Annotated in this window: 10 protein-coding genes; 5 read left to right on the top strand and 5 right to left on the bottom strand. The window is 73.7% G+C overall.

Annotated elements, in window-relative coordinates; all coding sequences use genetic code 11:
- The coding region (locus AAW13_RS34180) for an alpha/beta hydrolase (protein WP_071659776.1) at positions 1–1,246 on the bottom strand (1,246 nt) is incomplete at its 3' end.
- A gap of 301 nt (positions 1,247–1,547) precedes the next feature.
- On the opposite strand from AAW13_RS34180, the gene AAW13_RS34175 reads away from it, so the two are divergent.
- Both AAW13_RS34175 and AAW13_RS34170 read left to right on the top strand, forming a co-directional pair.
- Positions 1,548–4,415 carry a helix-turn-helix transcriptional regulator gene (locus AAW13_RS34175; protein WP_052768498.1) on the top strand — a complete coding sequence of 956 codons (2,868 nt, stop codon included), beginning with the start codon at positions 1,548–1,550 and terminating at the stop codon, positions 4,413–4,415.
- A 110-nt stretch (positions 4,416–4,525) separates the two neighbouring features.
- Entirely contained in the window at positions 4,526–6,151 is a 1,626-nt protein-coding gene (locus AAW13_RS34170) for a S53 family peptidase (RefSeq protein WP_052768497.1), read from the top strand.
- Positions 6,152–6,272: 121 nt separating this feature from the next.
- On the opposite strand, the gene AAW13_RS34165 is transcribed toward AAW13_RS34170, so the two are convergent.
- A complete protein-coding gene (locus AAW13_RS34165) occupies positions 6,273–7,199 on the bottom strand; it encodes a polysaccharide deacetylase family protein (RefSeq protein ID WP_276207619.1) in 927 nt (308 codons plus the stop codon).
- A 381-nt stretch (positions 7,200–7,580) separates the two neighbouring features.
- Here AAW13_RS34165 and AAW13_RS34160 point away from each other — a divergent pair, with 381 nt between their 5' ends.
- Positions 7,581–8,927, top strand: a complete 1,347-nt coding sequence (locus AAW13_RS34160) for a GH25 family lysozyme (protein ID WP_079179069.1) — start codon at positions 7,581–7,583, stop codon at positions 8,925–8,927.
- Between the two features lie 68 nt (positions 8,928–8,995).
- Here AAW13_RS34160 and AAW13_RS34155 read toward each other — a convergent pair whose 3' ends face one another.
- Complete coding sequence (locus tag AAW13_RS34155; protein WP_240528810.1) at positions 8,996–10,219, bottom strand: helix-turn-helix domain-containing protein; 1,224 nt, start codon at positions 10,217–10,219, stop codon at positions 8,996–8,998.
- 152 nt (positions 10,220–10,371) lie between these two features.
- On the bottom strand, positions 10,372–11,163 hold the full coding sequence (locus tag AAW13_RS34150) for a hypothetical protein (RefSeq protein ID WP_046728305.1): 792 nt from the start codon (positions 11,161–11,163) through the stop codon (positions 10,372–10,374).
- A gap of 658 nt (positions 11,164–11,821) precedes the next feature.
- On the opposite strand from AAW13_RS34150, the gene AAW13_RS34145 reads away from it, so the two are divergent.
- Positions 11,822–13,729, top strand: a complete 1,908-nt coding sequence (locus tag AAW13_RS34145) for a glycoside hydrolase family 15 protein (protein WP_079179068.1) — start codon at positions 11,822–11,824, stop codon at positions 13,727–13,729.
- A complete protein-coding gene (locus AAW13_RS34140; protein ID WP_046728304.1) occupies positions 13,722–15,140 on the top strand; it encodes an MFS transporter in 1,419 nt (472 codons plus the stop codon). Before AAW13_RS34145 ends, AAW13_RS34140 begins: the two co-directional genes overlap by 8 nt.
- Here AAW13_RS34140 and AAW13_RS34135 read toward each other — a convergent pair.
- Complete coding sequence (locus tag AAW13_RS34135) at positions 15,122–17,134, bottom strand: ATP-binding protein (protein ID WP_052768496.1); 2,013 nt, start codon at positions 17,132–17,134, stop codon at positions 15,122–15,124. The genes AAW13_RS34140 and AAW13_RS34135 overlap by 19 nt on opposite strands.
- Positions 17,135–17,523: the final 389 nt, after the last annotated feature.

Here is a 17,523-nt window from a genome sequence, read left to right as displayed (position 1 = left end):
GGGTGGGGGTGGGGGTGGGGGTGCCTGTGGGGGTGGGGTGTTTCTTGGCGTGGTGGCGGGGGACGACGTCCTGCGGGAAGGTCAGCTGGCCGCTCATCCACTTCAGGGCGGCGGGCATTTCGCGGACCCAGGTGGGGAAGTTGTGGCTGCCGGACTCGGGCAGTATCGACACGACCCGCATGGGCGCCCTGACGGCCTTGATGAAGGCCTGGGTCTCCGGGTAGCCCTTCTCGCCGTGCTTGCTGTTGGCGACCAGGACGGAGACCTGCGGGACGGGGAGGTGCTTCAGGCGCCACATCAGGTCGTGGCCGTCGACGCGGGCCTGGCGGCCGGGGCCGCTGCCGAACAGGTTGCCGGTGGTGGGGTCGTCCTTGACCCGGTAGTCGGGCGACAGCGCGGCGGCCGTGGTGTAGACGCCGGGGTTGCGCATGGTGAGCTGGAGGGCGCAACTGCCGCCCGAGGAGTAGCCCATGACGCCCCAGGCGCTGGCGTCGTGACCGGCCCGGTAGACGGACCTGATCGCCTCCGGCAGGTCCTTGGCGAGGAACGTCTCGGTCTGCGGTCCGCCGGGGACGTCCACGCACTCGGTGTCGCGCGGCGGGGCGATGGTGGGCCGGATCATCACCATGATCGTCGGCTGCATCTGGCTCTTGCTCTGGAGTTCGCCCGCGGTCTGCGAGACCCGCAGGTACTGGGCGAGGTTGAAGATGCTGCCCGGGTAGCCGCTGAGCGCGACGATCACCGGGAAGCGCATCCGGTGGTAGGCCTTCTGGAAGTACTGCGGCGGCAGGTAGACGAAGGCCGGGTCGACCACGCCGGTGCGCCGGCCGATGACCTTGACGGACTCCACCCGTCCGACGGCCGCGGCCGGGCCGTTCGGCAGTCCGCTGACCCGGCGCAACTGCTCGTCGCCGGCGGGCTGTACGAGCGCCGCGCCATGGACGCTGCTGATGCCGTTCACCGAGCCGTTGCCGTTTCCGCCGGCCGCCTGGGTCACGCCGACGGGTGCGGTGTCGACGTTGCCGAACAGCTCGTTCCACGAACCGAAGAACTGGTACGACGAGTTCACCGCGCACGCGAACGCCGCGACGATCGTCACCTGGGTGACGCCGATCGCCCCGAGCCGGCCCAGCACCTGCCACAGTCCCGGTCTGGCGAACCGTGGCCACAGCCAGACCAGCAGCGCCACACACAGGGCGGCGAGCGCCACCATCGCGTATACGGTCGTTCGACTGGTCAAACCCATGTCGTCAGTCCTGACTTCCCTGCCTGTGCACATTGCTTACGCACAGGAGGAGGGCCGGAGAGCCTTCCTCGTTCCGTAACGACGGATTCAGGAGAAAGTCATTGCCTGTTCCTTTATGTCACACCTATGGCCTTACCCGTGTCACACCTGGGGTCTTACCAGGCCGGCCCGTCGACGGTGGCGCCCGTCGTGTGACGGGGGTCATGTGCCGGGTGACCGGTGTCGCCGGGTGACCGGTCTAGCCGGGTGACCGGTGTCATTGACAGAGCGATCATCGAAGGTTTGTCATGAACACATGTTCATGACCGGGCGCCGTGCGCTGCTCGACGCCGCCCGGACCCAGGCCGCGACACGCCCCGGAGTGCTCCTGCACGGCCCCGCCGGCATCGGCAAGTCCGCCCTTTTGACGGCCCTGGCCGCCGACGCCCCGTCCGACGGCACCGTACTGCGCTGCTCCCCCGCCGAGGCGGACGCCCGACTCCCCTTCGCGGCGCTCGTCGACCTGTTCGCACCGGTCCCGGAGAGCTGCCTGGCGGCCCTGGAGCCGGAGCCCGGGGCGGCGCTGCGGGCGGCCCTGCTGCGCGGTCGCGAACCGGCGGACGGCCGGGGCCTGCTCGCCGTGCGCGTCGCCGTCCTCGACACGCTGCGCGCGCTGGCCGCGGCCGGCCCCGTCCTGCTGGTCGTCGACGGATTGCAGTGGCTCGACGAACCGACCGCCGAGGCCCTCGCCTTCGCCCTGCGCCGCCTCGACGGCCACGGCGTACGGATGCTCGCCGCCGAGCGGGTGGCGGACGGCGGGCAGGCCGAGCGGCTGCGCTGCTGCCCGCCGGGCACCGTCGAACTCCCGGTGCCGCCCCTGACGGACGACGAGACGGCCCAGCTGGTGCGGACCGCCCTCGACGCCGACCTGCCCCCGGCGCTGCTGCGCGCGGTCCAGCACACGGCCGCCGGAAACCCTCATTACGCGGTGGAGTTGGCGCGGGCCGCGGTCAACGCCCGGACGCCGGCCGGATTCCCGGAGGCGCCGCCCGTACCCCCGAGGCTGCGCGATCTCCTGCTGGGGACGGCCCGTTCACTGCCCACGGCGGTACGGCACACCCTGCTGGTGGCGAGCGCCGCCGCCCGGCCCAGCCTCACCCTGCTGCGCGCCGCCGGGCTCCCCGACCCCGCCGCGGACCTCGCGCAGGCGGAACGGCTCGGCATCGCGGCGGCCGACGCCGACGGGATCGTACGGTTCCAGCACCCCGCGCTGCGGGCGGCCGTACAGGCGGACGCCCCCGAGCACGGCCGCCGGAACGCGCACGCGCTGCTGGCCCGGGCGGCGACCGCGCCGGTGGAGCGGGCGCGGCACCTCGCGCTCGCCCGCCCCTACGAGGACGACGACACCGCCCGCACCCTGATGTCGGCCGCGGCCGTCGCCCGCCGGGACGGCTCTCCCGGTACCGCCTTCGACCTGGCCGCGCTCGCCGTCCGCCGCACCCCCGCCGGCCTCCCGGCGGAACGCGCCGAACGGCTGCTGGCCGCCGCCGAGTACGCGTGCGACGCCGGACGGCCCGAGGAGGCGGCGGAGGCCGCCGGCGCGGTGCTGGCCCGGTCGGAGTCCGCGGCACGGCGGGTGCGGGCCCGGCTGGTCCTGCTGCGCGGCGCCGGGCAGGCGCTGGAGGGCGCCGGGGACCTGATCGAGGAGGGCCTGCTGGACGCGGCCGGTGATCCCGGCGCGGAAGCGGTCCTGCATCACTGGGCGGCCGTACGGGGGTTGCTGTGCGGGGAGTTGGCGCGGGCGGCCCGGCATGCCCGGCGGGCCGCCCGGCAGGCGGCGGCGGCCGGTGACACGGACACCGGGGTCGGGGCGCTCGCCACCCTCGCCCGGATCCGGTCGCTGGCCGGCCGGCCGGACGCCGCCGACGCCGCGCTGGCCGAGGCGCTCGCGCTGGCCGGCGGCGCCGAAGCCGGGCCGGAGAGCCGGCGGCTGGTCCGGATGCGGGCGATCCTCGCCCTGGACTCCGACCGGGTGACCGAGGCCCGCGACCAGGTCGTCCGGCTGCTGGCGGCGACCGGCGACGCGGCGGGGGCCGAGGAGGCGCTGGCGACCCGGGTGGCGCTGACCCGGATCCAGGTCCGCGCCGGGCACTGCCAGGAGGCGCTGCACACCGCGGCGCAGTGCTCGCGCACCATGGCCGAGGCGGCTCCGGCGCTGTACGCGGCGGCGCTCGCCGCGACCGCGGGCGGCACCGCCGACGAGGCCCGGCGGCTGGCCGCGCGGGCGGTCCGCGCCTCGGAGGCGGACGGCGACCGGCTGTTCCTGCTGCGCGCGCTGGCGGTGCTGGGGCAGGCCGAACTCCTCGGCGGCGATCCCCGGGGGGCCGCGGCCGCGGTCGAGGCGCTGCAACGCGTCAGGGAACTCGGCGAGGCCATGTGCGCCGCCGACCCGCCGCTGCTGCACTGGTACGCCGATCTGGCGGAGGCGCTGGTCGTCCTGGGCGAGACCGACGCGGCCGGGGAGGTGCTCCGCGACGCCCGGGCGCGGCTGGCGGAGGGCGCGCCGGGCAGCGTACTGGCGGCACTGGAGCGGGCCGAGGGCCTGCGCGAGGCGGGCCTCGGCCGGGCGAAGGAAGGGGCGGTACGGCTGCGCACCGCGGTCGACCGGCTGCGCCGGCTGCCGCTGCCGGTCGAGTTGGTACGCGCCCTGATCGCGCTCGGCGCGGTGGAGCGCCGGGCCCGCCGCCGGAACGCGGCACGCGCGGCGCTGGCGGAGGCGCTGGAGACGGCCGGCCGGATCGGCGCGGCCCCGCTCGCCGCCCGCGCCGGGGACGAACTGGCCCGGCTGGACGCGGGTGAGCGGGGCGGCGAGGCCGGCGGGCCGGAACTCACGCCCGCGGAGGCCCGGATCGCCGAACTGGTCGGCGGCGGCGCGACCAACAGGGAGGTCGCCGCGGAGCTGTTCATCAGCGTGAAGACGGTGGAGGGGGCGCTGTCCCGGGTCTACCGCAAGTTCGGGGTGCGCTCCCGCACGGCGCTCGCCCACGCGATGGCGGTCGCGGTGATCGCGTCCGGGGCGGCGGCCGTCGACACCGGCGACGACGACCAGGGGCAGTCCACCGCACCGGTCATGACGATCAGTCAGCAGGCGCGCCCCCGCCCTCCCCGCGCCCTCGACACCCGCGGTTAACACGCAACGCAAGGGTTCCCCCGCTTATGGGGGCGGGGCCGGAGTTCCTACGGTGAAGCCGTTCCGTTTCCGGGACACTCCCCAACCCCCCACCCCACCGGAGGACTTCGGTGAAGTCTCGCCTGAAACTGCTCGGCCTGGTGGCCGCGCCGGCCCTCGTCTCGGCGGTCGTGCCCGCCGCGTACGCGGCCGACGCCCCGCACACCGCGCGTGCCGCCGTCGCCGGGGACGTCCTGCCCGGTCTGAAGCAGGACGCCGCCCGCACCGGCAAGGTCGCGGCGGACAAGCGCATATCCGTGGCGATCAGCCTGGCTCCCAGAGGCGGCACCGCCCTGGACACCTTCATCGCGAAGGTCAGCGACCCGCACTCCGCCTCCTACGGGCACTACCTGACGAGGGGTCAGTTCGCGGCCCGCTTCGGCCGGACCGACGCCGAGGTGAAGAAGCTCAAGGACTACCTGCGTTCGCAGGGTGTGACCGTCGGCAAGGTGCACTCGGGCAACCTGCTGGTCGACGCCAGCGGTACCGCCGCCCAGCTCCAGAAGGCCTTCGGCACCGAGCTGTCGACGTGGAAGGACAGCGCGTCGGGCCGTTCCTTCTACGCCAACGACAGCGCGCCGACCCTGCCGTCCGCGCTGGCCGCCATCGTCACCGACGTGGCGGGCCTCGACAACCGGGTCCAGCTGCACCACCAGGCGACCGGGCACACCGTCTCCCCGCACAACGGCCCCGGCGGCGGCTACACCCCGGCCCAGCTCAAGGGCGGCTACAACGTCTCCGGCACGTACACCGGCAGCGGCCAGAAGATCGCGCTGCTCGAGTTCGACGGCTTCCAGCAGTCCAACATCACCAAGTACGACACCAACTACGGCCTGGGCTCGCCCACTCCGACCGTGTCCAAGGTGGACGGCGGTTCCGGCGCGCTCGGCGACGGCCAGGTCGAGGTCGAGCTGGACATCGAGGTGCTGCACGCGATCGCCCCGAAGGCGGACGTGACGGTCTTCGAGGGCCCCAACTCGGACGCCGGCGAGGTCGACACGTACCAGGCCATCGTCGACAGCGGCATCCCGACCACCTCGATCAGCTGGGGCGCCGCCGAGTCCGCCCGCACCACCTCCAACATCAACGCGGTGGACGCGGTCTTCAAGGCGGGCGCCGCGGAGGGCCTCGGCTTCTACGCGGCCTCCGGCGACGACGGCTCGGACGACGCGGGCGACGGCGGCACCTCCGTCGACTACCCGGCCAGCGACCCGTACGTCACGGGTGTCGGCGGCACCAAGCTGACCGTGACCTCCGCGAACGCCTGGAGCAAGGAGGTGGCCTGGTCCGGCGGCGGTGGCGGCAAGTCCTCCGTCTTCAAGATCCCCAGCTGGCAGACCGCGGTCCAGAAGAGCGCCGGCGGCGGCTACCGCCAGGTCCCGGACGTCTCGGCGCACGCCAACCCGAGCCCCGGTGTCTCCATCTACTCGCAGGGCTCGTGGTCCTCGGTCGGCGGCACCAGCGCGGCGGCCCCCGAGTGGGCGGCGTTCGCGGCCCTCTACAACCAGCAGGCCGCGGCGAAGGGCAAGGCCGGCCTCGGCTTCGCCAACCCCGCCCTGTACGCGGCGAGCGGCACCGGTTTCCACGACATCACCAGTGGCAGCAACGGCGCCTACTCCGCCGCCTCCGGCTGGGACTTCACCACCGGCTGGGGCTCGTACAACGCCACCACCCTGGCCACCAAGCTCCTCGGCTGACCCCGCCGGGACCCCGCCGCCCCGCCGCGCACCGGATGAACTCCGGCCCGCAGCGGGGCGTTTCCGGCGTGCCGTGGCCGGGCACGTGCTCCGCGGGCCCGGGTGAACCGGGACACCGGCTTCAGTGCACGGCGTCCGAGAGGCGGGTGAAGGTGTGGCCCGCTGCCAGCAGGCGGGGGACGGCGGCGGTGATGCCCTGGGCCGTGCCGCCCTCGGGGTGGTTCATGTGGCAGATGACGACCGAGCCGGCGGGTGCGGAGCCCACGGTCGCCCGGACCTGTTCGGGGCTGAAGGTGGCGCCCGCGTCGCCGTTGACCGAGAAGCCGGCGAACCGTTCGCCCAGCGCGGTGACGATCCGGGCCGCGACGTCGTCGCAGTAGGCGGTGCCGGAACGGAAGAAGCGCGGTGGGGTGCCCAGCAGGCGGGTGAGCTTCGCCCGGTTGCCGGCGATCTCGTCGTAGACCTCGGCGGCACTACGGGTGCCGGGGATGCCGTAGGCGGAGCGGCCGGTCACGGAGAGGGGGAGGTGGCGGGTGCCGTGGTTGGCGATCTCGAAGAGCGGCTCGCCGGCCAGGTTGCGGAAGACGGCCGGATTGGCGTCGATCCAGCGGGAGTTGAGGAACAGGGTCGCCGGTATCTCGCGCTTGCGCAGGAAGTCGATCAGGGCACGGTCGTAGCCGCTGCCACCGCGGCCACCGCAGGCGTCGAAGGTCAGCGCGATCCCCCGGTGCCCGGTGGGCAGCCTGTGCAGCACGCCGGGGGCGTCGAAGCCCCAGGTGCGGGGCACGGCGTGACCGTATTCGGTGACGATCTCGGCGCGGGTGACGGCGGGCGGGGGCGAGGAGGAGCGGGAAGGTTCCGTGGAGTAAGCGCCGGAGGGCAGGGGGGCCTGCTTTCGTGCGGCGGGCGTGACGGGTGTGGTGGGCGTGACGGGTGTGGTGGGGGTGGTGGACTGCCGGGGCGCCCCCGTCGTCCTGCCCGGTGCCCCGCAGCCCGCCAGGGCTCCGCCGGCCAAAGCCGCCAGCACCATCCGCCGACTCGTTCCCATCCGTCCCCCCACCTGCCCTGATGTGCCTCGGAAATGCTAGGCGGCGCGCCACCGGCGCCTGCCCGCGCGGCGGACAAGCCTTGCTCAACAAACCTTTGTGGATCATTTGCCGCCCTCGGCTGAACCGCCCCTCCGCCACCCCTCTCCCGTCCCTCCGCCGTCCCTCCGTCGCCCCACCGCCGTCCTTCCGTCGCCCCACCGCCGTCCTTCCGCCACCCCTGTCCCAGCCGCATCCCAGCGGCGCCCCGTCCTCGCAGGTCACCGGTGTGGGAGTGTCCCGGCGTCCCAATCCGGGCGCCGGGCAGGGGACTTCGGGACGGCCGCTGCCAGCATGCTGCGTGCCGGGGGCGCCCCGGCCGACCAGCCGAAAGGGAACACCGGATGCGACGGAGAACGCTGCTGCGGGGCCTGACCCTCGCCGTGGCCGCTTTCCTGCCCTTGTACGGGCCCACCGCCGTGCAGGCGGCCCAGTCCGCGGCCACCGGCGTCGCGGTCTGCGGGCACACCGCCGACCAGCCCACCCTGAGCCAGGGATCGACGGGCGACCCGACGGTCGAGGCGCAGTGCGAGCTGAGCCTGGCGACGAAGCCGAGCCGGTACCCGCCGGTCGCGGCGGACGGCTCGTTCGGGCCGTCGACGCAGGCCCGGGTCGAGGTGTTCCAGGCGTGTGCCGGGCTGGACGTGGACGGGGTGATCGGCCCGGGGACCTGGGCGGCGCTGAACACCTGGGCCGCCCAGCCGCGGACCTGCGCGACGCAGGGCACGCCGGCCACGGCACAGGCGGCCGTCTGCGGCCACACCGACACCCGGCCGACCCTCCAGAAGGGGTCGAAGGGCGTCGAGGTCAAGGAGGTGCAGTGCCGGCTGAACCTCGCCATGGAGCCGTTCCACTATCCGCCGCTGGCGATCGACGGCGACTTCGGGGGCGGCACCCAGGGGCGGGTCATCGAGTTCCAGAGCTGCGCGGGCCTCGGTACCGACGGTGTCGTGGGCCCCAACACCTGGGCGAAACTGGTGGACTGGTCGAGCCGTGACACGTACTGCACGCCACCGCGTCCCGCCGGCTACCCGGTCGACGGCCTGGACACCGCCAAGTACCAGCACCCGGACGGCGCGCCGATCGACTGGGAAGCGGTACGGGCCTCGGGCGTCGAGTTCGCGACGGTCAAGGCCACCCGCGGCCTGAACGTCACCGACGAGTACCTCGCGACCGACCTGGAGGGGGCGCGGGCGGCCGGGCTGGCCGTCGCCCCGTACCACTTCTACACGGGCTCCTCGCCCGACACGGGTGCCGCGCAGGCCGACCTGTTCATCGCCGCGGTACGGGCGACCGGCTACACCGGGCAGCGCGCGGGCGACCTGCCGCCGGTGTTCGACCTGGAACGCATGGACGACGGCACCGGCCGCTGCCCCACCTACGGCACGGTGGACGACGCGAAGGCCTGGCTGGACCGGGTGGAGGCGGCCTTCGGCCGTACCCCGATCATCTACACCCAGAAGTCCTTCCTGGACGACTGCCTGGGTTCGACCACCGCCTTCGCCGGCTATCCGCTGCAACTCGCCGACTACCGGCAGTCGGTCACCCAGCCACCACTGCCCAGCGGCTCCACGACCTGGACGATGTGGCAGTACACCGACGCCGCGCTCTTCCCGGGCGTCCAGGCACCGGCGACCGCGGACGTCTTCAACGGCACCCAGGCCGACCTGGACCGGCTGGCGAACCGCTGAGACCACCCCGGGATTCCGGGACCCTCGGGTACCGCGGGGAAGTATCCGAGGGTTCCGGGCTCAACGGCTCAACTCTTCGTGCCGGCCGTCGCGGTGGCCTTCGGGGTCGCCGTCGGGGTCGCCGTCGGGCTGGCCTTCAGCGCCGCCTCGCAGGAGGGCCAGTCGTGGAAGTCGTGCCGGACGCTCCACAGCCGGTGGGCCGCCCTGATGTTCCAGTCCGGGTCGAAGGCCCGCCGCGGAGTGCCGCCGAGGTCCCGCAGGCGGGCGTCGGAGATCTGGAACACCCCCCAGTTGCGGCTGCCGTTGGTGTTCGGAAGCACGTACAGCGGGTCCAGGAACGACGTGCAGCGGGCGATGGCCACGGCGGTGTCCGGATCCTCGACGAACACCTCGCGGATCCGCTTCGCCACCCTGGCCGCCGACCAGGTCGTCATGGTCACCTTCTGCGCGTAGAGCGCCTCCTTGGTGGCCTCGTCGGCCATGCTGGTGGCCGGCAGCCCCGCCAGCACCTGGAACGCGGTCAGCCGGCGCAGGGTCTCGGGACCGAAGTCCCCGTCGATGGCGAGCCTGCCCTTCGCCCGCGCCAACAGGGTCTGGACCTCACGTACGCACTCGTCGTGCTGTCCCATGCTCACGGTCCTGCACGCCGGGGAGTACAGCAGCTTGCCGCTGTCCGACGGCGAACCGTCGTCGGAGTTCATGCCGGGCAGCCAGACCAGTCCGGCCACCAGCACCACCGCGGCGACCGCCGCCAGCACCGCGACCCGCGGCGACAGCTTCTCGGGCAGCCGGGACCGCCGGGGCGTCCCCGCCGTACCGGGCTCGCCGTTCCCGCCGGGTTCACCGTCCGGGCCGGTGCCGACGTTCCGGCCGGGGGTGATGTCGTCGACCGCCCCCGCGCCGGGACCGGGACCGGCACCCGCCTCCGTCTTCGGTTCCGGTCCTGGTTGCGCTGTCGGCCGCGTCGCCGGTCCCGGCGCCGGTTCCGCCTTCGTCTCCGCCGCCGGCTCCGGGCTCTCCTTGACGGTCGCGGCCGGTACGTCCCGTTCGGTGTCCGCCAGCGCCCACAGCCGGTGGAGTTCGCGAAGCTCCTCCGCACTGGCACCGCACACCTTGGCGAAGGCGTGCACCACCCGGTAGTCCGTCGGGACGCTCAGGCCGGAACAGTACCGATGCAGGCTGGAACCACTGACCCCGGCCTCTTTTCCAAGACGGTCGTAACCCCGGCCACTGCGGTCCTTCAGCATCCGAAGGCAGGCCGCGAACTTCTCGGCATGCGGAGAGGCAACCACGCGACCACCCTTGCTCAAGCCCTACTGACGCGTAGAAGCTACACGGCGGAAAAGGACCGCGTAGGCCCTTTCGCTGCCGTAAACGGGCCAGCAACTGACGGCTCCGTGACACCATTTGACACAGTGTCAACTTACTGTCCGGGGTGGCGCCGTCACCTGACGTCGACGAAATCGCCGGCCGCGGTGGCCGGGCCGGTGGTGGCGGTACCGGGGAAGAGGAAACGGTAGTAGCCGTCCGTCCTGGCCTTGGTCGTGGTCCTCAGCGTTCCGTGGCTGCCGCTGGTGACGGTCTTCAGGGTGGTGTAGACGGAACTGCCCTTCTTGCGGAACTGGAGCCGGACCGGCCGGCCCTCGTAGCCGGTGTAGGTGCCGCTCTCCCAGTTGGCGCGGGTCAGTCTGCCGGTGACCGTGACGGTCCTGCCCTTCTTCACCGGCTCGGGCGAGGCGTTCACCGTCACGGCGGCCGACCGCTTGACCGGCGCGGTGGCGGCGGCGTCGATCTCCGTCCAGTCGTCGGTGGTGTCCTGCGCCCCGGCGAGCACGTTCCAGCGCCCGGCCAGCGCGTTGTGGTGGAGGTCCCGGGCCGCGTCCACGCCGAAGCTCACGCGGCAGGTGGAGGTGGTGGGGTCGGTGGGCGACACCGTGCACGTCCCCGTCGGCGGGTAGGCCGGCAGGATGCCGTCGGCGTCGTCGGTGTTGGGCCCGTGCCACAGGTAGGCCCAGGACGCGACGACGCCGTCCGGGTCGGTCGCCGTCCAGGTGATGGTGATGGTCTTCCTGGTGGTCAGGCCGAGGACGATGTCCTTGCCGCCGTTGACGACGACGTGCGAGAACGTCGTGTCACTGGGGGCGGCCCCGCTCGCCGCGCGGGCGGCTGCCGGAGACACCGGGAGGGCTAGGGCGAAGGCGAGGGACAGGACGGTGACGACCGGGCGGATGCGCATGGACTCCCCCTGACGGGACGGTCGGCCCAGCCGTCTCCCACGGCGGGACCTGATGGCGTGTCACGCTGCCTAGACCCTTGAGGACGGGTCGTGGTTGCCCCCCGGAGCGACGAAGGCGTCACCGCCACCGCCCGCACCCCTCGCGAAGGCCTGTCCGGGTTTCAACCGCCACCGTCCCACCGGTCGTGTTCCACCGGTCACGGTCCCGGTCCCACCCGCCGTGTTCCACCGGCCGTGGTCTCGACGGTCACCGGCCGCACCGGTCGCTGCCCGACCGGTGTCGGTCGCACCCGCCACGCTCCCACCGGCCGTGCTCGCACCCGCCGCGGTCCCACCCCTCACGCTCCCGCCGGCCGCGGTCCCACCCCTCGCGATCCAACCCGGCGCGGTCCCACCCCTCGCGATCCAACCCGGCGCGGTCCCACGGCCCGCGGCCCACCCGTCACGGCCCCGGCCTCGGTCCCACCGTCCCACCCGTCACGGCCCCCGGCCTCGCTCCCACCCGTCACGGCCCCACCGGTCGTCGTCGGTTCCCGGCGTCGTCTCACCCGTCGTGGGTGAGGCGGGCGGGGCCGGGGCGGTGGACCGTCGGTGTGGACAGGTCGGTGCTTGTCCTGGCCGAGCTGCCGCAGCGCGCCGGACCGAGCTGGGAGAGACTGTGAAACGGTACCCGCCCATCGCCGAGCACGGCCTGGTCGGCGATCTCCAGACCGCCGCCCTGGTGTCGTCCGAAGGCACCGTCGACTGGTGGTGCACCCCCCGCTTCGACTCGCCCAGCGTCTTCGCCTCGCTGCTGGACGCCGACCGCGGCGGTCACTGCCGGCTGGCCGCGGAGTTCCCGGACGGCGACGGCATGACCGTCCGGCAGCTGTACCTGTCCGACACGGCGATCCTGATCACCCGGTTCATGGGCGCCGGCGGGGTCGGTGAGGTCGCCGACTTCATGGTGCCGGACGAGTCCGGCGTCCCGGTCGGCGTCCACCGGCTGGTGCGGGTCGTACGCGTCGTCCGGGGCCGCCTGCCGTTCGCCCTGAGCTGCCGGCCGCGTTTCGACTACGGCCGCGCCACGCACACCCTCTCCTTGGCCGACCCGCACTCCGCGGTCTTCCGCAGCACGGGCACGGACCTGCATCTCCAGTCGACGACCGGCGTCCGCCTGCACGCGGACGGCGACGACATCGGCGCCCGCTTCACCCTCTCCGCCGGCGAGGCCGCCGCCGTCGTGCTCACCAGCGGGCCCGCCGGAACCTCCGCGCCGCCGCGCCCGTCCCTGGAAGAGGTCGCCGACGACCTGGACACCTGCCGTGCCTTCTGGTTGTCGTGGCTGCGCTCGTGCACCTACAAGGGGCGCTGGCAGGACATCGTGAACCGCTCCGCGATCACCCTCAAGCTGCTCACCTACGCCCCCACCGGGGCCCCGGTCGCCGCCGCCACCATGGGACTGCCCGAGCAGGTCGGCGGGGAGCGCAACTGGGACTACCGCTACACCTGGATACGGGACGCGTCGCTGTCCGTCCGGGCCCTGATCGACCTCGGCTTCCAGGACGAGGCCCACGCCTTCCGCCGCTGGCTCCGCGACCGTATCGAGGCCAACGGCGCCGCCTCGGGGGACCCGCTACAGATCATGTACCGGGTCGACGGTGACCCCCACCTGACCGAGGAGACCCTCGACCACCTGGAGGGCTACCGGGGCTCCCGTCCGGTACGGGCGGGCAACGCGGCCGCCGACCAGCTCCAGCTCGACATCTACGGCGAGGCCTCGGACGCCCTGATCGTCGGCGGTGACATCGGAGCCATCCGCGGCTGGACCGCCCTGGGCGGCGTCCTGGACTGGCTCGCCGACCACTGGGACCAGTCCGACGAGGGCATCTGGGAGACCCGGGGCGGACGCCAGGACTTCACCTACAGCCGGCTGATGACATGGGTGGCGTTCGACCGCGGTGTACGCGCGGCCACCGGCTTCTCCCGTCCCGCCGACCTCGCCCGCTGGACCGGTGCCCGGGACGCGGTCTTCCGGCAGATCGTCGAACGCGGCTGGCACGACAAACGGCAGGCCTTCGTGCAGCACTACGACACCGACGTCCTCGACGCCTCCCTCCTGCTCATGCCGAGGGTGGGGTTCGTCTCGCCGTCCGACCCGGACTGGCTGAGCACCCTGGACGCCATGAACGAGGAACTGGTCAGCGACAGCCTCGTCTACCGCTACGACCCGCAGGCGTCCCCCGACGGCCTGCGCGGCTCCGAAGGCACGTTCAACCTGTGCAGCTTCTTCTACGTCGAGGCGCTCGCCCGCAGCGGCCGGCTCGACCAGGCCCGCCACGCCTTCGACAAGATGCTCACCTACGCCAACCACGTCGGCCTGTTCGCCGAGGAGATCGGACCCTCGGGCGAGCAACTGGGCAACTTCCCGCAGGCGTTCACCCATCTCTCGCTGATCACCGCCGCCATGGCGCTCGACGAGGAACTGGCGAAGGAGCAGACCGCACCGCACCGGCGACGCCGTCCGCTGGCCTACGGCCTCAGAGCGCCCGCGGAGGACGCGGGAGGGAACGCCCCGCATGGCTGAGGACACCGGCCGATCGCAGCCGGCCGGACCGGGGCGCGTGCTGGCCGCGCTCGCCCTCGCCCAGTTCATTTGCAGCTTCGCCGGCTCCAACATGAACGTGATGATCAACGACATCAGCCGGGACCTGGACACCACCGTCCAGGGCGTCCAGGTGGCGATCACGGTCTTCCTGCTGGTGATGGCGGCCCTGATGATCCCCGGCGGCAAGCTCACCGACCGGTACGGCCGGAAACGCTGCTTCCTGGCCGGCCTCCTCGTCTACGCGGTCGGCGCCCTGCTGAGCGCGGCCGCCCCCGGACTCGGGGTGCTGATCCTCGGCAACTCGATCCTGGAGGGCGTCGGCACCGCGCTGCTCATCCCGCCCGTGTACATCCTCACCACCCTCCTCCATCCCGACGTCACCTCCCGGGCCCGCGCGTTCGGGGTGGTCATGGCGCTGGGCGGGATCGGCGCGGCCGCGGGGCCGCTGATCGGCGGCCTCATCACCACCTTCGTCAGCTGGCGGGCCGCCTTCGTCTTCCAGGCCCTGGTGATCGTGGTGATCGTGCTGCTCGGCCGCCGTATCGAGGACCCGCTGCCCCCGGACCCCGGCCGTCACTTCGACACCAAGGGGGCGGTCCTCTCCGCCGTCGGACTGGTCCTCGTGGTCATGGGCATCCTGGCCGCGGACAACAACGTCTGGCTCATGGCCGCCCTGCTGGTGGCCGGCGCACTCGTGCTCGGGTGGTTCTTCCGTTCCGCCCGTGCCGAGGAGGCCGCCGGCCGGGAGCCGCTGCTGTCCCCGCGCCTCTTCCGGAACCACACCTCCAACCTGGGGCTCGTCACCCAGAACCTGCAATGGCTGCTGCTCATGGGCACGTCGTTCACGGTGGCGGCCTATCTCCAGGTCGTCCGCGGCTACGACGCCATCCAGACCGGTGTCGTCTTCACCGCGGCCACGCTCGGTCTGCTCGCCACGTCCCTGTCGGCGGAACGCCTGGCCCGCCGACACTCCCAGCGAACGCTCGTCATGGCGGGCTTCGCCGTCTCCGTGACCGGGGTGGTCGTGCTGATCGTGCTGGCCGGAAACTACGCCACCGCCTGGGCGTTCGTCCCGGGCCTGCTCCTCATCGGGCTCGGTCTCGGCGTCATGCTGACCCCGTCGGTCAACATCGTGCAGTCGAGTTTCCCCGAGGACCAGCAGGGAGAGATCTCGGGTCTGTCCCGGAGCGTGTCGAACCTGGGCTCGTCGTTCGGCACGGCCGTCGCCGGCACCATTCTCGTCGCCGGTCTCGACCGGGGCGCCTACGCCGTCGCGATGACCGTGCTGGCCGTCGCCGGCCTCGGCGGTCTCGCCGCGGCGGCCCTGCTGCCCCGGCGGACGGGACCCGCCGCCCCGTCGGCGCCGCTGTCTCACCGCAGCAGCCGCTGACGGATCTCCCGCCGCAGCGACCGGTGCTCCGGCAGGCCCAGTTCGTCCGTGATGAGCAGGGCCCGGGTCCAGGTGTCCCGGGCGCGGACGGGCTGGTGGGTGCTGTCGTAGCAGTCGCCGAGGCGGGTCAGGCACCTGGCCTCGTGGTTGCGTTCGCCGGTCGCGTGGAACAGTTCCGCCGCCTGCCGGTAGCAGTCCACCGCCTCCCGGTCGTGGCCGAGCAGACGGTGGATGTAGCCGAGGCTGTCCCAGGTGTGGGCCAGCCCGTTGAAGTCCTCGGACGCCGCCGCCAGGGCCAGCGCCTGTTCGCAGTGGGTCAGGGCCCGGTGGTGCTCGCCCAGGTGGGCCAGCTGCCAGCCCATGTGGTTCAGCGCCGCCGACTGGCCCGCCCGGTCGCCCGCCGCGCGGTAGTGCCGCAGGCTCCGGCGGGCGTGTTCGAGGGCCTGCCGGCGGTCGCCCCGCGTCCCCGACAGCCGGGCGAGGTGCTGGCAGGTCCGGGCCTGGCCGGCCTCGTCGCCCAGCGCGGCGTACAACTCCAGTGCCCGTGCGTAGTGTTCGTGGGCCGCCTCCGGCTGCCGCAGCCGGTCGAGGGCCAGTCCCAGGGTGCGGTGGGCGCCGGCCTGCCCGGCCCGGTCGTGCTCCAGCCGCGCCGCCGCCATCGCCCTGCGGCCGAGCTCCTCCAGTGCCTGCCAGTACCCGTTCCGGTCCAGGTACGTGGTGACGACCGTGGTCAGCCGCCAGACGTGGGCCTCGAAGCCCTTCGGTGCCTGGCGCACGTTCTCCACGAGCACCGCGCGCTCGGCGGCGGACCAGGCCAGCGCCCGGTCGTAGTCCGCTGGGTCCTCGGCGCCCGCCCCCGGCCGGGCCGCCGGCAGGTCGATCGGGTTGGGCTGCGGGGTCACCAGCACGTCGGCCGCCCGCGCGGTGTGCAGGTAGTGGTCCAGCATGCGGTGCAGCGCCGCCCGCCGCACCGGCTCGGCGTCGCGCTCGGCGACGAGTTCTCCCGCGTACACGCGCAGCAGGTCGTGGAACGTGTACCGGGCCGCCGAGTGCTCGGACAGCAGGTGCCCCCGGGTCAGTTCGGACAGCAGCTCCCGGGTGTCCGACGGCGGGAGCCCCGCCAGCGCGGCGACCGCGGCCAGTCCCGTGTCCGGCCCCGGGTGCAGGCCGAGCAGCCGGAACAGCCGGGCCGCGCCGGGGCTGAGAGCGCGGTACGACCAGGAGAGGACGGCCCGTACCTGGGCCGCCACCTCGCCCGCGTCCAGCGCGTCGAGCCGGTTGCGTTCCTCCCGCAGTTCCCGGGCCAGCGTGCTCAGCGGCCGGTGCGGTGAGCCCGCCGCACGGGCCGCCACCACGGCGAGCGCCAGCGGCAGCCCGGCGCAGTGGGCGACGATCTCGCGCGCCGCGTCGGGCTCGGCCGTCAGCCGGTCCGCCCCGATCCGCTCCGCCAGCACGCCCATGGCCGCGTCGGGGCCGAGCACGTCCACGGACAGCAGGTGGGCGCCGTCCGTGGCGGCGAGTCCGGCCAGCCGGTTCCGGCTGGTCACCAGCGCCATGCAGCCCGGTGCCGCCGGCAGCAGCGGCCGTACCTGCCGCTCGTCCCAGGCGTTGTCCAGTACGACCAGGACCCGCCGCCCCGCCAGCAGGTCCTGGTACAGGGCGACCTGGGCGTCGAGACCGGGCGGGATGTGTTCCGGGCGGACGCCGAACGCGGCCAGGAACCCGCGTACCGCCTCCGTCGGGGTGACCGTCGAACCGCGGGGATCGAACCCGCGCAGGTTCACGTAGAGCCGTCCGTCGGGGAACTCGCCCTCGATCCGGCGCGCCCAGTGCACGGCGAGAGCGGTCTTCCCGACCCCCGCCATGCCGGACACGGCCGATATCACCACCGCGGGCGACTCCCCGTGGGCTTCGTCGAGGATCGCCAGCAGCCGGGCCAGCTCCGCGTCACGCCCGATGAACCCCCGCACCCCCACCGGCAACTGCGCCGGCACCTCCCCACCCCGCCGGTCCCCCACACCCCACGGCTCCCGAAGCACCCCCGTCCCGGCCCCGGCCGACACCGGCCGGGGTTGAGCGGCGGCGGAGACGGGGTGCGGCCCGGCGGACCGGGGGCCCGGCCGCGAGTCGCTGCCCTGAGGAACAGCTCGGGGGCCGACGGCCGGAAGGACGGGTCCGGTAGCGGAGGCCGGAAGGACGGGCTCCGTGGCGGAGGCCCGAAAGACGGGCTCCGTGGCGGAGGCCGGGGCCGTCGCCTGTGGACCGATGGGCGGAGGGTGCGACCCAGCGGACGAAGGCGCCGGGCGTGGCCCGGGGGCGGGGAGCGTCGGGCGTGGCCCGGTCGGCGGGGGCGTCGGGCGTCGGGGTGGGGTGGGCTCCGGGG

Origin of the sequence: Streptomyces humi, assembly GCF_001005085.2 — a bacterium.
In the GTDB taxonomy this organism is placed as follows: Bacteria; Actinomycetota; Actinomycetes; order Streptomycetales; family Streptomycetaceae; genus Streptomyces; species Streptomyces humi.
Note: the sequence above shows the minus strand (reverse complement) of the source record. Positions and strands in the feature narration are given on the sequence as shown.